Origin of the sequence: Pseudomonas sp. NPDC089734 (assembly GCF_044748865.1) — a bacterium.
Lineage (GTDB): Bacteria > Pseudomonadota > Gammaproteobacteria > Pseudomonadales > Pseudomonadaceae > Aquipseudomonas.
The window spans coordinates 45,043-58,947 of the sequence record NZ_JBIVGV010000016.1 but is presented as its reverse complement, the minus strand read 5'-3'; the positions used below and the strand labels follow the sequence as shown (position 1 = coordinate 58,947).

Genomic DNA, 13,905 nt, shown 5'->3' with positions numbered 1-13,905 from the left:
CTTCGCTACAGGTGGGAGCGAATTCATTCGCGAAGAACCGGTACATCCGACAGAAGCATGTCGTTTGAAAGGCCGGTTTCGCGGATAAATCCGCTCCTACAGGCTTTCCAGGCAACCTGCCAGATCATCGCCCAGCTTCTGCAAGACCTGCTCATAACCCTGAGCAGTGGCCGGGGTGTAGCCGCCCAGCGCGTCCAGCTCGGCCAGCTTCACCGGCAGGCCCGCCGTCAGGGTTTCGGCCAGACGCGGGCGCAGCGGTGGTTCACTGAATACGCAGGTCTTGCCGACTTCCTTCAAACGCTCACGCATGGCCGCGACATGCTGGGCACCCGGCTGGATTTCAGCCGCAACGCTGAACACGCCAGCGTGCTTGAGCCCATAGGCGTCCTCGAAATAATCGAACGCTTCATGAAAAACGAAGTACGGCTTGCCTGAAACGGCACTGACACGATGCTTGATCCGGGCGTCCAGCGCATCGAGGCGCTTGGCAAAGGCTTCGGCATTGCTCTTGTAACGCGCAGCGTTGTCCGGATCGACCGCGCCAAGGTCCACGGCCATCTTCGCGGCAATCACTCGGGCGTTCACGGAAGACAGCCACAGGTGCGAATCCAGGCTGCCCGGGCTGTGATCATGGTCATGCTCATCGGCACCATGGTCATCGTGGGACGAGTTATCCGCCTCGAAATGACGCAGGTGCATGCCCGGCAAGGATTGCACGGCCACCGCAGGCAAGGTTCGGCCCTGAATGACACGCGGCAGGAAACTCTCCATGTCCGGGCCGATCCAGTAAAACAGCTCGACCTCTTTCAGACGCCGTACGTCGGATGGACGCAAGGCGTAATGGTGAGGCGACGCACCGGGCGGCAACAGCACCTCTGGCGTACCGACGCCGTCCTGTACGGCAGCTGCAATCAGCTGCAACGGCTTGATGCTGGTCAGGACCCGAACCTCGGCATGAGCAGGGGCAACAGTCAGCCAACTGGCCGACAAAACGACAAAAAGATTAAAAAGACGGCGCACTTGAACCACTCATATAAGACAGGAACGGGTAACATAATAACGTCTCTATCAAATATCGTCGCCGCTCATGCCTATTACACCGCTGGCCAGCCGTCCCCACGACCATTCCCATTGCGTGCATTCCGCGCTATCCGAAGCCGATGCGCTGTGCGCCAGCAAAGGGCTTCGCCTGACGACCCTGCGTCGTCGCGTGCTGGAACTGGTCTGGCAAAGCCACAAGCCACTCGGGGCTTACGACATTCTTGCCGTCCTGAGTGATGAAGACGGCCGCCGCGCCGCGCCTCCGACCGTGTACCGCGCTCTGGACTTCCTGCTGGAAAACGGCCTCGTGCACCGCATTGCCTCGCTCAACGCCTTCACCGGCTGCAACCACCCGACACACGCGCATCAGGGCCAGTTCCTGATCTGCCGCGAATGCCATGCCGCGATCGAGTTGCAGCAGGACTCCATCAGCGACGCCGTGGTCAAGGCTGCGGGCGAAGTCGGCTTCCAGGTCGAAGGGCAAACGGTCGAAATCGTGGGTGTGTGCTCCGGTTGCAAGGCCGCTTGATGAGTACCGCGTTGATTCGTCTGGAGCAGGTGGCTGTCGCGCTCTCCGGGCAGAACGTACTGGACAACATTCAACTGAGCGTCAAGCCCGGTGAAATCGTGACCTTGATCGGCCCGAACGGGGCGGGCAAGACGACGCTGGTGCGTGCCGTACTGGGCCTGCTCAAGCCTGATTCCGGAACCGTATGGCGCAAACCCAGGTTGCGGGTCGGCTACATGCCGCAAAAACTGCATGTGGACCAGACGCTTCCCTTGTCGGTCTTGCGCTTTCTGCGATTGGTCCCGGGCGTTGACCGCGCAACCGCCCTGGCTGCACTGGAAGAAGTCGGTGCGGAGAAAGTCATCGACAGCCCGCTGCAAGGGATCTCCGGGGGCGAGATGCAACGCGTCCTGCTGGCGCGTGCCTTGTTGCGCGAACCCGAGCTGCTGGTCCTCGACGAGCCGGTTCAGGGCGTGGACGTCGCCGGGCAGGCCGAACTCTACAGCCTGATTACCCGCCTGCGGGATCGTCATGGCTGCGGCGTGCTGATGGTTTCCCACGACCTGCATCTGGTGATGAGCACCACCGATCAGGTGGTGTGCCTGAATCGTCATGTCTGCTGCTCCGGCCACCCGGAACAGGTCAGCAACGATCCGGCCTTCGTCGAACTGTTCGGCAAGAACGCACAAAGCCTGGCGATCTATCACCACCACCACGATCACGCCCATGATCTGCACGGCGAAGTCGTAAGCGGTGACGCGGAAAGCACCCCACACACCCACACTCACGTCCATGGAGACCACTGCAAGCATGGCTGATTTTCTCCTCTACGCCTTGCTCGCAGGCCTGGCCCTGGCCGTGGTTGCCGGTCCTCTGGGATCCTTCGTGGTCTGGCGGCGCATGGCGTATTTTGGCGACACCCTTTCCCATGCGGCCCTGCTGGGTGTGGCGCTGGGTTTTCTGCTGGACGTCAGCCCGACCATTGCCGTGACCTTCGGCTGCCTGTTGCTGGCGGTCCTGCTGGTGACACTGCAACAACGCCAGCCGCTGGCCTCGGACACGCTGCTGGGGATTCTCGCCCCGAGCACCTTGTCCCTGGGGCTGGTGGTGCTGAGCTTCATGCATGAAGTACGGATCGACCTGATGGCCTATCTGTTCGGCGATCTATTGGCGATCAGCCCGACGGACCTTGCCTGGATTCTGGGCGGCAGCGCCCTGGTGCTGGTATTGATCGCCTGCCTGTGGCGGCCATTGCTGGCCATTACCGTGCATGAAGAGCTGGCCCGGGTCGAAGGCCTGCCGGTGGCTTCATTGCGCATGACGCTGATGCTGCTGATTGCCGTGGTAATCGCCGTGGCGATGAAGATCGTCGGCGTTCTGCTCATCACTTCGTTGCTGATCATTCCGGCCGCTGCGGCACAACGTCACGCCCGTTCTCCGGAACAAATGGCACTGGGTGCCAGTCTGTTGGGCGTGACGGCCGTGTGTATTGGACTATCGTTGTCATGGTTCAAGGACACCCCGGCCGGACCGTCTATTGTGGTATCCGCTGCGGCACTGTTCTTGCTCAGCTTTGTTCTCCCCAAGCGAGCGGTGTAGACTTGCTCGTTTTTTGCGCAACCTAGAGAATCGCAGGAATGAAGCCTCTCGCCTCCCGTTATCTGCTGCTTGTCGCATTTACCATCCTGTTGGGTGCCTGCCAGAGTGCCCCGACGGTTGAAACGCCTGTGGCCGAAGCTCAGCCGGACGGGTTCGCACAGCTTGAACAAAGCATTACCAGCAACGAGCTGGCGACAGCCGAAGAACAATTGGCAACGCTGCAGGCTGCGGCCCCCACCGACATTCGCCTGGAGCCCTTCCAGCGCAAGCTGGCCGAAGCCTATCTGAGCCGTAGCCAGATCGGCCTGCAAAAGGGCGACATGAATGCTGCCGCCGCTGCACTGAGCCGCGCCCGTGCCCTGATGCCCAAGGCGCCCGCGCTGACCAGCGGAGTGAACGGTGCCATCGCTCAAGCCCGCAAGGCCGAGCTGGACAAGGCTGAAGCCGAGTTGCGCGCCGCAGAAGCCAAACGCATTGCCAAGCTGATCGATCCGGCGGCCGAAAGCACCACCATCGACCTCAAGATCGGCGATATGCCGCAATTGCGCCGCCAACTGGATGCGATAGCTGCCGATACCGTGGCATTCAACTGTGAAGTGCTGTTGCAGGTCCCCCGCACCGACGACTACCCCTGGCTGGCGACCTTGTTGACCAAGCGTGTGGTCAAGATCAACCCTGATTTCGAGCTGGAGCTGCGTCGCCAGATCGTGCGCAACGAACAGGCGCAGGTTGTTCTGAAACCGGCGAAACTTCCTTAAGAAGGATCGTTCGCGAATGAATTCGCTCCTGCACAGGCAGCAGGAGCGGATTCATCCGCGAAATCATCAAGCCGGCACGGCCTTGGCCTTTGGCTCCCGGTCCCACACCCGATGCTGGGCGATGGCGTTGAAGAACCCATCATATGAGCTATCAACCACCAGCAATCCGGCATCCTCATCCAGATGCAGCAGGTCCAGCAGTGCTTTCGCTTCTTTGGCGACCGCGATGGCCTTGAGGTGTTTATAGGCTTCCAGCACGAAATGCAGAGCAACGCCATCCGTGCTCAAGGCTTTCAATGCCTCCTTGCCGCCAGGAACGAATACCGCATCGAACGCCACTGAAGGCATGCCTTCCATGGAGGCATCCACCGACAGACTCTTGCCGTCGGCCGTCTTCACCGGAGCAGAGCCTGGCCCCAGAACCTTGCCGTGAGCGCCTTCGGCTTGCAGTGCCTTTTGCATGGCCTCAACAGCCTTGCCGTTTACACCATCGGCAACCAGGATCGCGACCTTGCGTGAAGCGATATCGCCGGAGAGCAGGTTGGTCTGACTCAGGGCGGGTGATTCATCAAGGGTCACAGATCTGGCAGCCACGGTTCCGGTTTTGGGTGCATCCAACCCCAGATTCGCCGCAACACGGCTGGCCAGTTCCAGATCGATATTGGCCAGGATCTCGTTCACCACGCGCGCCCGGATAAACTCACGCTCCACCTTGCCCAACTCGAAGCTGTACGCCGAAATGATGTGCTCTTTCTCATGAGCACTCATGCTCTGGAAGAACAGCGTTGCCTGGGAAAAGTGGTCTGCGAAAGACTCGCTGCGCTCACGCACCTTATGGGCCTCGATCCGTTCTGGATAGCTCTCGAAGCCTCCCTCCTGCGCACCGGCAGGCGTCTCTTTCGGCCAGCCGCCATCGATGGAGTTCGGCTCATAGGAGGCCCGCCCCTTGTCGATCGTCATGCGGTGCTGCGCATCTCGCTGTCCGCTGTGATTGGGCGAAACCGGGCGGTTGATCGGGATTTCATGGAAATTCGGGCCGCCCAGGCGGCTGATCTGAGTGTCGGTGTAAGAGAACAACCGGCCCTGCAAGAGCGGATCATTGGAAAAATCGATGCCCGGCACGATATGTCCCGGACAGAACGCAATCTGCTCGGTTTCGGCAAAGAAGTTGTCCGGGTTGCGGTTGAGCACCATCTTGCCCAGCGGCGTGACCGGAACAAGCTCTTCAGGGATGATCTTGGTCGGGTCAAGAAGGTCGAAATCAAAGCTGTGCTCATCGTCCTCGTCCACGATCTGCACCCCCAACTCCCACTCGGGGTAATCCCCCGCTTCAATGGACTCCCACAGGTCACGGCGATGGAAGTCGGCGTCCTTGCCAGCCAGTTTCTGAGCCTCGTCCCACACCAGAGAGCAGACGCCATACCTGGGTTTCCAGTGAAACTTCACGAAGACCGATTTGCCTTCGGTGTTAATCATCCGGAAGGTATGAATACCGAAGGCCTGCATGGTGCGCAGGCTTTTGGGAATGGCTCGGTCGGACATGGTCCACAGCACCATGTGCGCCGACTCCGGCACCAGCGATACAAAATCCCAGAAGGTGTCGTGGGCCGAGCCGCCCGTGGGGATTTCGTTATGGGGCTCGGGTTTGACCGCATGCACGAAGTCCGGAAACTTGATCGCATCCTGGATGAAGAACACCGGCATGTTGTTGCCCACCAGATCGAAGTTGCCTTCATCGGTGTAGAACTTGACCGCGAAGCCGCGCACATCGCGCACCGTATCGCCTGAGCCTCGCGGCCCCTGCACGGTCGAGAAACGTACGAACACCGGGGTTTTCTTGCCGGGGTCGCGCAGAAAGGCCGCCTTGCTCAGGGTGGCGTGATCGTCGTAGGCCTGGAAATACCCATGTGCCCCGGTGCCTCGGGCATGGACGATACGCTCCGGTATCCGCTCATGGTCAAAATGGGTGATTTTCTCTCGCATGATGAAATCTTCAAGCAGCGAAGGTCCCCGGCTTCCTGCCTTGAGCGTGTTCTGGTTGTCGGAGATTCTGACGCCCTGGTTGGTACGCAACGCCTGGTGCGTGGCGTCGGAGCGAAAGGTTTCAAGGCTTTCCAGCTTGGCGTTGGTGTTGCCACGATCCAGCGTGTCGGTACCGGCCAGTTCGCTGTCGGGTGTTTTGGTCTGAGGTGGCGCTTTCGGGGTAGCCATCGGGCAGGACTCCTCATGCTAAGGCCCGACTTTTGTGTCGGGTTCGATGAATTCGGCTCCCGGCACAAGGCTCGGGAATCACGGTGCTTAAGGAGTGACCGGGCTGGCAAACCACCGTTCAGTGAATTTCACTTTCAGGGGCACCACCGGTCGCGTTATGCCAATTGAGCATGTCAGCGAGCAAATAAATGCTAAGCAGCACTGCCCGGACAGGCTAAAATGCGCGCCCGGCTTATCCTGCCGAGGTAACGAAGCAAGTGGCTGCCAGGCCACTGCGCTGATTTTTTAACGCGCCCCCACAAGGTTCGCTCCGTGATCGAGTTTCATAACGTCCACAAAACCTACCGGGTTGCAGGCAAGGAAATACCGGCCCTGCACCCCACCAGCCTGCGTGTCGAAGACGGCCAGGTATTCGGCCTGATCGGCCACTCCGGTGCCGGCAAAAGTACCTTGCTGCGCCTGATCAATCGCCTGGAGACCCCAAGCGGCGGGCAGATCGTGGTTGATGACGAAGACGTCACGGCTCTCGACGCCAACGGTCTGCGGCGCTTTCGCCAGCAGGTCGGGATGATTTTCCAGCACTTCAACCTGCTGGCTTCCAAGACCGTGGCCGACAACGTGGCCATGCCGCTGACGCTGGCGGGCGACATGCCCCGCGAGCAGATCGATCAGCGCGTGGCCGAACTGCTGGAGCGCGTCGGGCTGTCTGCCCACGCCAGGAAGTACCCGGCTCAACTGTCCGGCGGGCAGAAGCAGCGCGTGGGCATTGCCCGTGCCCTGGCGACCAAGCCAAAGATCCTGCTGTGCGATGAAGCCACCAGCGCTCTGGACCCGCAGACAACAGCATCGGTGCTGCAACTGCTGGCCGAGATCAATCGCGAGTTGAAACTGACCATCGTGCTCATCACCCATGAGATGGACGTGATCCGTCGTGTCTGCGATCAGGTCGCCGTCATGGACGCCGGGGTGATCGTCGAGCAGGGCAATGTGGCCGATGTGTTCCTGCATCCGCAGCATCCGACCACCAAACGCTTCGTGCAGGAGCACGAGCAGGTCGACGAGAACGAGCAGCGTGACAACTTTGCCCATGTTCAGGGCCGTATCGTGCGCCTGACCTTCCAAGGTGATGCAACCTACGCGCCGCTGTTGGGCACCGTCGCCCGGGAAACCGGCGTCGACTACAGCATCCTGGCTGGTCGTATCGACCGCATCAAGGACACCCCTTACGGGCAACTGACCCTGGCCATCACCGGTGGCGACATGGACGCTGCCTTCGCTCGCTTCACCGCCGCTGACGTTCATATGGAGGTGCTGCGCTGATGGACGCTTTCCTGAGTCTGTTTTCCAACGTCGACTGGTATGAAATCTGGGTCGCCACAGGCGATACCCTGATCATGCTCAGTGTCTCGCTGGGTTTCACCATCCTGCTGGGCCTGCCACTGGGCGTGCTGATGTTCCTGACCTCGCCACGCCAGCTGCTGGAGCACAAGCAGCTGTACGCAACGGTCGGCCTGATCGTCAACATGCTACGCGCCTTGCCCTTCATCATTCTGCTGATCGTGATGATGCCGCTGACCGAAATCATCACCGGTACATCGCTGGGCATTCTGGGTACGTTGCCGCCGCTGATTGCCGGTGCCACGCCGTTCTTCGCCCGTCTGGTGGAAACCGCACTGCGCGAAGTGGACAAGGGCATCATCGAAGCGACCCAGGCCATGGGGGCCACCACCCGGCAGATCATTCTCAAGGCCCTGTTGCCCGAAGCGCGTCCCGGCATTCTGGCCGCCATTACCGTGACCGCCATCGCGCTGGTGTCCTTCACGGCCATGGCCGGCGCAGTCGGTGCGGGCGGGCTGGGTGATCTGGCGATCCGCTATGGTTATCAGCGCTTCCAGAACGATGTGATGTTCGTGACCGTCGTATTGCTGCTGGTGCTGGTGCAGATCCTGCAAACCGTCGGTGACAAGCTGGTCGCCCATTTCACCCATCGCTAACCGAATCTGTGGGTAACGGCCTGCTGTGTGCGGGCCTCATAAAAGGAGCTGTTGCATGAAAAAACTATTGGCCGTCTTTGCCGCCGTTACAGCATTGTCCGCGCAGGCCAGCGAAACCCTGAGCGTTGCGGCAACCGCCGTACCGCACGCCGAGATCCTGGAATTCGTCAAACCCGTGCTGGCCAAGGAAGGTGTGGACTTGAAGATCAAGGTCTTCACCGACTACATCCAGCCGAACGTACAGGTGGCCGAAAAGCGCCTGGACGCGAACTTCTTCCAGCACCAGCCGTACCTGGATGAGTTCAACAAGGGCAAGGGGACCAACCTGATCACCGTTGCCAAGGTTCACGTGGAGCCTTTCGGTGCCTACTCGGACAAGTTCAAGAAGCTGGAAGACCTGCCAAGCGGCGCCACCGTCGCGCTGCCAAACGACGCCACCAACGAAGGCCGTGCCTTCTTGCTGCTGGCCAAGGCTGGCCTGATCACCCTGAAAGACCCGACCAGCATCCTGGCCACGCCGAAAGACGTCGCGAGCAACCCGAAAAACCTGAAGTTCCGTGAGCTGGAAGCGGCAACCCTGCCACGCGTGCTGACTCAGGTCGATCTGGCGCTGATCAACACCAACTACGCGCTGGGCGCCAAGCTCGACCCGACCAAGGATGCGCTGGTGATCGAAGGTGCCGAATCGCCTTACGCCAACATTCTGGTTGCCCGTCCGGACAACAAGGATTCCGACGCTCTCAAGAAGCTGATCAACGCCCTGCACAGCCCTGAAGTGAAGGCGTTCATTGTCGAGAAGTACAAAGGCGCCGTCGTTCCAGCGTTCTGATCAAAACACGCTGCCCCCCCTGTGGGAGCGGATTCATCCGCGAAAAAGCCAGTACATTCGATACCTGTCTGTCGTCTGGAATGCCTTTTTCGCGAATGAATTCGCTCCCACACTCATTTCCTCTGCAACAACCCTGGCAATTGCACGACCAGTTTCTGGTTGTTCAACGGTGCGCGAATGAAACCGCGCTGAGTGCCGTCCGGCCCCAGCAAGGCCAGGTTGCCGCTGTGGTCAACGGTGTAGTTCGGCTTGCTGGTATCGGCAGGGATGAACGGGATGCTCACCGCATTGGCCAGTTTCTGAAGATCCGCCACCGAGGCGGTCAGCCCTACGAATTCCTTGTCGAAATACCCCAGGTATTGCTTGAGCTGCTGCGGCGTGTCGCGGTTCGGGTCGACGCTGATCAGCACCACACGCAGGTTACCCACGACATCCTTGGGCAACTCGCTCTTGATCTGACGGATCTGCGCCAGCGTGGTCGGGCAGATGTCCGGGCAGAAGGTGTAACCGAAGAACAGCAGCGTCCACTTGTCCTTCAACTGATTGATGGCGATCGACTCGCCGTTCTGATCAATCATCTTCAGGTCGGGCAGGGTACGGCTTTGCGGCAGCAGGATAATGCCAGCGTCAATCATGGCGGTCTGATCGCCCGCGCCCTTGCCGGACAACACACGATTGACGGTCAGGCCCAGGATCAAGGCCACGATGGCGACGAGGATAAAGACAGTTTTCTGGTTTCGGGTCATGGCATCAGCAATAGGTTGTGATCGGTGAGCAGGGCAATGAACAACAGCCTCTAGGGTACGTGAAGGCATCGAGTACCCCATGCGGTCGAGTGCCACGGTACAACACCCGACGCCAATACGCGGCCTTTTTCACATGAAACGCGCCTGTCTGCTGCCAGGCCAGCGTCGGCCCGAAGCATGTCGCCGTGCATCACGAGGCTGGCGTGTACAAAAATTGATCAATGTCAGCATGAGCATCAGCCCGGCACCACCCGCGCTGTGGGCAACGGCAAGGAACAAGGGCACGTGAAGCAGCACATTGCCGATCCCCAGGGCAATCTGTGCCCCCAATATCACCAACAACAACATGGCCATCCTCCTGCACCCGACACGCTTGAGTTGCCAGGCCAGCATCAGCAACGAGAGCGTCACCAACAGGGCGCCCACGCGGTGGGTCAAGTGAATGGCAGTGCGTGCCTCGCTGTCGAGCTTGCCCCCCAGATAATCGGGACCGATGTGCTGCGTCAGGTGGAAGCCGTTGCTGAAGTCGGCTTCCGGCCACCACTGCCCCTGGCAAACCGGAAAATCTGTACAGGCCAGCGCAGCATAATTGGCGCTGACCCAGCCTCCCAGGGCGATCTGCACCGCAACCAGCACCAGGCCAACCGCTGCCAGACGCCGTGCGTGCGCAGGCCGATGAGGCAAGGGCGCAAAGGCATCACTCAAGCGCAGTGTCAGCAGGAAGAGCAGGCTCAAGGTTGCAACGCCACCAAGCAAATGCACCGTCACCACTGGCGGCCAGAGCTTGAGCGTCACGGTCCACATGCCAAAGACGGCCTGAGCCAGCACCAGCCCAAGCAGCAACAGGGGAAGTTTCAGGGGCTGACCGACCTGATGACGCCGTCGCCAGGCCTGCAGGGCCAGCAATCCGATCGTCAACGCCAGAGCGGCGGCGAAGTAGCGATGGATCATTTCGCTCCGGCCCTTTGCAATCTGCACCGGCGAATCGGGAAAGTGCAACTGGGCATGAGCCATCTGCCGGTCATTGACAGGAACACTGATGAGCCCGTAACAACCCGGCCAATCGGGACATCCCAGCCCGGCATGAGTAAGCCGGGTATAGGCTCCGAGCAACACCACGAACAACGCCAGCAGCGTGGCCAGCAAGGCGAGACGAAATCCGGGCCGGGTCATGAAGACCTCCCTTTATCCGATGTTCGATAACTTCAACAGTTGGCGCAGGTCGTTGAGCAGATGCTTGCCGTTGACCCGGCCGTCATAGCGCAGCACGAGGTTACCGTGAGGATCGACGATCCAGAGCAGCGGTGCATCGAGGCCGGGCATAACCCGTCGGTAGCGAACCTCATCCAGTGGATATCGCTGCAGTTGGGGGTATTCTCGCTTCAGTTTCTCGGCATACTCATCGACAGGCGGTAACCCGGTGGCCAGGGCATGACTGGCTCGATAGGCATCGCGCCCCAGCCCCATCTGGATCTGACGCGCCAGATAGACCAGATACTGACAGTCCTCTGCACACCCCAGAGGAGCACTGACCAACAATTGCCAACGTCGCTCATCGCTGCGCACCCCAAGATCGTCACGACTCTGTCCGTTAGCGATCAACAGCCCGTGATAGCTGCGGCTGTCCGGCACCCAGAAATTGAACCGGTACATGCCAGTGGCCAGAATCATGGGGCCGACAGCCACCAGCACCAGAATCAGCAATTGCCAGCGTCCCCGACGCTGTCGGCGAGGCTCAGAAGTGACGATGTGGCTCATGGCTGCTCCCTTTCATGTGTCCTGCCGCGCAGGGCCAGATACAGACTCAGGCCGGACAAGGCCGCGCTCAGCGCAAACCACTGCACGGCATAGCCCACATGTTTTTCCGGCCCCATCGCCACAACCGGCCAATCGACGCGGTAGGCTGCAACACCCGGCTCCAGGCGCAGTTCATGGGCATACCCGCTACGACCCAGCTCTGCCCAGAGCGAAGCGGGAGCAACGAACGAGACCAGCCGCGGCCATGCGTCATTCATCGCATCGGCATGCCCTTGAAATCCCGCGCCAGGCGGTACATACACCCAGGCGTTCAGCTCCAGCGACTGGCCGGGAGTGGTGAACACAGGCAAGGTGCGTCGGTCCGGCCACGGCAACCAGCCGCGGTTGACCCATGACCACATCCCACTGGGCTGGTCCAGAAAGGGCTGAAACAACTCGACACCCGCCTGGCCTTCGCGGGTACGGTTATCGAGCCAGAGACTGTGAGCGGCATCGAAATGACCTTGCAGCCTTACACGCCGATAGGCCGGGTCTTCGACACCCGATAACTGACCGATACCGATCGGTTCAGCGGCACGGCGTTCGGCGTACTGCTTCAACATGGCGCGCTTCTCTTCAGCCCGGCCCAGTTGCCAGACACCGAGCATCACCAGCAGCGGCAGTAGAGCCAGTACCAGCAATGCAGGAACCGGACGCAGGGCAAGGCGCTTCATCATGCCACCCGGTCTGGCGGAAGGGGCCTGCCTATACTCCATTGCATCATCGCGATTGCTCCTGGAGTTTTCCCATGCTCAAAGCAGCGATTGTTCTTATGCTGGCGGCCACCGTGACCTGCCTGTTCAGCGGCCTGTTCTTTCTCCTCAAGGACGACAACCAGTCCACCCGACTGCTCAAGGCTCTGACCCTGCGGGTGATTCTGGCAACGCTCACCCTGGCGTTGATTACCTGGGGTTTCTACAGCGGCCAGCTGGTTTCACATGTGAACGGGTAACGTCCTCACAGGACATACACAAAGATGAACAGCCCCACCCACACGACATCAACGAAGTGCCAGTACCAGCTTGCCGCCTCGAAACCGAACTGATGCTCGGCATTGAAATGCCCGCGCAGAATCCGTATCAGCATCACAAACAGGATGATCGTGCCGATGGTGACGTGGGCGCCGTGAAACCCCGTAAGCATGAAAAAGGTCGCGCCGTAGATACCCGAGCCCAGGGTCAGCCCCAGCTCTTGATAGGCATGCACATACTCTTCGGCCTGCAAGACCAGAAAGCACCCGCCCAGAAGAATGGTCACCGCCAGCCACAGCTTCAGAGCGCCACGATGCGCCTTTTTCAAGGCATGGTGCGCCAGGGTGATGGTGACGCTGGAGCTGACCAGCAAAACGGTATTGATCAGCGGCAAGTGCCAGGGGTCGATGACGCCCCTGGGCGCGGGGAACAGTTTCGGGTCCGGGTTATCCAGCAGCGGCCACTGGAACTGAAAGTTCGGCCACAGCATGTTCGAGATACCGTTGGCACCTTCACCGCCCAGCCAGGGGCCAGTCCATTGGCGCACGTAAAACAGCACGCCGAAGAAGGCCAGGAAAAACATCACTTCAGAAAAGATGAACCAGACCATGCCCCAGCGAAACGAGCGATCCATCTGCGCGCTGTACAGCCCGGCCCTGCCTTCTTTGACGACCGTGCCGAACCAGCCGAACATCATGTAGGCCACCAGCAGACCACCGACGAACAGAATCAACGGCCCGTGGGACTCGGCACGGTCGGCCTTCAGGTCATTGAACCAGGTGCCCAGACCGAACATGGTCACCAGCAAGGCGAGGGTGGCAATGATGGGCCATTTGCTTTGCGCCGGAACGTAGTAGTGCTCATGGGGCGTAGCCATGCGAGCCTCCTTCAGCCACCTTTTTCACGACAGGCGCAACAGGTGGCTGGCGTGCAGTGATGTCGAACAGCGTGTAGGCCAGCGTCAGGTGCTTCACTTCTTTGGGCAGGTCGCGGTCGACGATGAAACGCACCGGCATTTCGATTCGCTCCCCCGGTTGCAGCATTTGCTGGGTAAAGCAGAAACATTCGGTCTTGTGGAAATAGGCTGCCGCCTGTCCCGGCGAAATGCTGGGGACAGCCTGGGCCGTCATCGCCTTGTCAGTGGGGTTCTGTGCCACGAAAATCATTTCGTTGACCGCCCCGGGGTGAACCTCGACCTGCTCGCTTCGGGGATAAAACGCCCAGACCATGTCCACCGCATTGGTGGAGATGAACTGCACGCGCACCAGTCGTTGCGAGTCGATCATCTGCGCGCCCTGATACGGATCGCCGGTCTTGCCATTGATGCCAAACACCTTGCACATCACGTCATACAAGGGCACCAGTGCGAAACCAAAGGCAAACATCAGCACCACGATCAGCAGCAGCCGGGCGACCAGTTTGCGGATCGAATGTGTTTCGCTCATCGAGGT

At 60.1% G+C, this 13,905-nt stretch carries 16 protein-coding genes; 8 read left to right on the top strand and 8 right to left on the bottom strand.

Annotated elements, in window-relative coordinates; translation table 11 throughout:
* Positions 1–96: 96 nt before the first annotated feature.
* Complete coding sequence (locus tag ACIPY9_RS19110) at positions 97–1,020, bottom strand: zinc ABC transporter substrate-binding protein (protein WP_400704840.1); 924 nt, start codon at positions 1,018–1,020, stop codon at positions 97–99.
* 67 nt (positions 1,021–1,087) lie between these two features.
* On the opposite strand from ACIPY9_RS19110, the gene ACIPY9_RS19105 reads away from it, so the two are divergent.
* From ACIPY9_RS19105 to ACIPY9_RS19090, 4 genes are read left to right on the top strand one after another with little or no spacing between them, the layout of a single operon-like run.
* A complete protein-coding gene (locus tag ACIPY9_RS19105; RefSeq protein WP_400704837.1) occupies positions 1,088–1,570 on the top strand; it encodes a Fur family transcriptional regulator in 483 nt (160 codons plus the stop codon).
* Positions 1,570–2,367 (top strand): zinc ABC transporter ATP-binding protein ZnuC, encoded by a 798-nt coding sequence (gene znuC, locus ACIPY9_RS19100; RefSeq protein WP_400704834.1) that lies wholly within the window; start codon positions 1,570–1,572, stop codon positions 2,365–2,367. Before ACIPY9_RS19105 ends, znuC begins: the two co-directional genes overlap by 1 nt.
* Positions 2,360–3,148: a zinc ABC transporter permease subunit ZnuB gene (gene znuB / locus ACIPY9_RS19095; protein WP_400704831.1), complete on the top strand. Its 789-nt coding sequence runs from the start codon at positions 2,360–2,362 to the stop codon at positions 3,146–3,148. Before znuC ends, znuB begins: the two co-directional genes overlap by 8 nt.
* 38 nt (positions 3,149–3,186) lie before the next feature.
* A complete protein-coding gene (locus ACIPY9_RS19090; RefSeq protein ID WP_400704828.1) occupies positions 3,187–3,906 on the top strand; it encodes a PA5502 family lipoprotein in 720 nt (239 codons plus the stop codon).
* A 66-nt stretch (positions 3,907–3,972) separates the two neighbouring features.
* On the opposite strand, the gene katE is transcribed toward ACIPY9_RS19090, so the two are convergent.
* Positions 3,973–6,117, bottom strand: coding sequence for a catalase HPII (gene katE, locus ACIPY9_RS19085; RefSeq protein WP_400704825.1), 2,145 nt, complete (start codon positions 6,115–6,117; stop codon positions 3,973–3,975).
* Between the two features lie 312 nt (positions 6,118–6,429).
* On the opposite strand from katE, the gene ACIPY9_RS19080 reads away from it, so the two are divergent.
* From ACIPY9_RS19080 to ACIPY9_RS19070, 3 genes are read left to right on the top strand one after another with little or no spacing between them, the layout of a single operon-like run.
* On the top strand, positions 6,430–7,437 hold the full coding sequence (locus tag ACIPY9_RS19080; RefSeq protein WP_400704822.1) for a methionine ABC transporter ATP-binding protein: 1,008 nt from the start codon (positions 6,430–6,432) through the stop codon (positions 7,435–7,437).
* The gene (locus tag ACIPY9_RS19075; RefSeq protein ID WP_400704819.1) at positions 7,437–8,111 is read left to right on the top strand and encodes a methionine ABC transporter permease; all 675 of its coding nucleotides are present in this window, start codon (positions 7,437–7,439) and stop codon (positions 8,109–8,111) included. Before ACIPY9_RS19080 ends, ACIPY9_RS19075 begins: the two co-directional genes overlap by 1 nt.
* 55 nt (positions 8,112–8,166) lie before the next feature.
* Entirely contained in the window at positions 8,167–8,940 is a 774-nt protein-coding gene (locus ACIPY9_RS19070) for a MetQ/NlpA family ABC transporter substrate-binding protein (RefSeq protein WP_400704816.1), read from the top strand.
* Between the two features lie 113 nt (positions 8,941–9,053).
* Here ACIPY9_RS19070 and ACIPY9_RS19065 read toward each other — a convergent pair whose 3' ends face one another.
* From ACIPY9_RS19065 to ACIPY9_RS19050, 4 genes are all read right to left on the bottom strand, one after another.
* Positions 9,054–9,686, bottom strand: coding sequence for an SCO family protein (locus tag ACIPY9_RS19065; RefSeq protein ID WP_400704813.1), 633 nt, complete (start codon positions 9,684–9,686; stop codon positions 9,054–9,056).
* Between the two features lie 129 nt (positions 9,687–9,815).
* Entirely contained in the window at positions 9,816–10,859 is a 1,044-nt protein-coding gene (locus ACIPY9_RS19060) for a heme A synthase (protein ID WP_400704810.1), read from the bottom strand.
* A 12-nt stretch (positions 10,860–10,871) separates the two neighbouring features.
* Entirely contained in the window at positions 10,872–11,444 is a 573-nt protein-coding gene (locus ACIPY9_RS19055) for a hypothetical protein (RefSeq protein WP_400704807.1), read from the bottom strand.
* A complete protein-coding gene (locus ACIPY9_RS19050) occupies positions 11,441–12,157 on the bottom strand; it encodes an SURF1 family protein (RefSeq protein ID WP_400704804.1) in 717 nt (238 codons plus the stop codon). The genes ACIPY9_RS19055 and ACIPY9_RS19050 overlap by 4 nt, the downstream gene beginning before the upstream one ends.
* Positions 12,158–12,231: 74 nt before the next feature.
* Between ACIPY9_RS19050 and ACIPY9_RS19045 the strand changes: the two genes are divergently transcribed.
* A complete protein-coding gene (locus ACIPY9_RS19045) occupies positions 12,232–12,435 on the top strand; it encodes a twin transmembrane helix small protein (protein ID WP_400704801.1) in 204 nt (67 codons plus the stop codon).
* Between the two features lie 5 nt (positions 12,436–12,440).
* On the opposite strand, the gene ACIPY9_RS19040 is transcribed toward ACIPY9_RS19045, so the two are convergent.
* Together ACIPY9_RS19040 and ACIPY9_RS19035 are read right to left on the bottom strand one after the other, a co-directional pair.
* The gene (locus tag ACIPY9_RS19040; protein ID WP_400704798.1) at positions 12,441–13,331 is read right to left on the bottom strand and encodes a cytochrome c oxidase subunit 3; all 891 of its coding nucleotides are present in this window, start codon (positions 13,329–13,331) and stop codon (positions 12,441–12,443) included.
* Positions 13,315–13,899: a cytochrome c oxidase assembly protein gene (locus ACIPY9_RS19035; RefSeq protein WP_400704795.1), complete on the bottom strand. Its 585-nt coding sequence runs from the start codon at positions 13,897–13,899 to the stop codon at positions 13,315–13,317. The genes ACIPY9_RS19040 and ACIPY9_RS19035 overlap by 17 nt, the downstream gene beginning before the upstream one ends.
* Between the last annotated feature and the right edge of the window lie 6 nt (positions 13,900–13,905).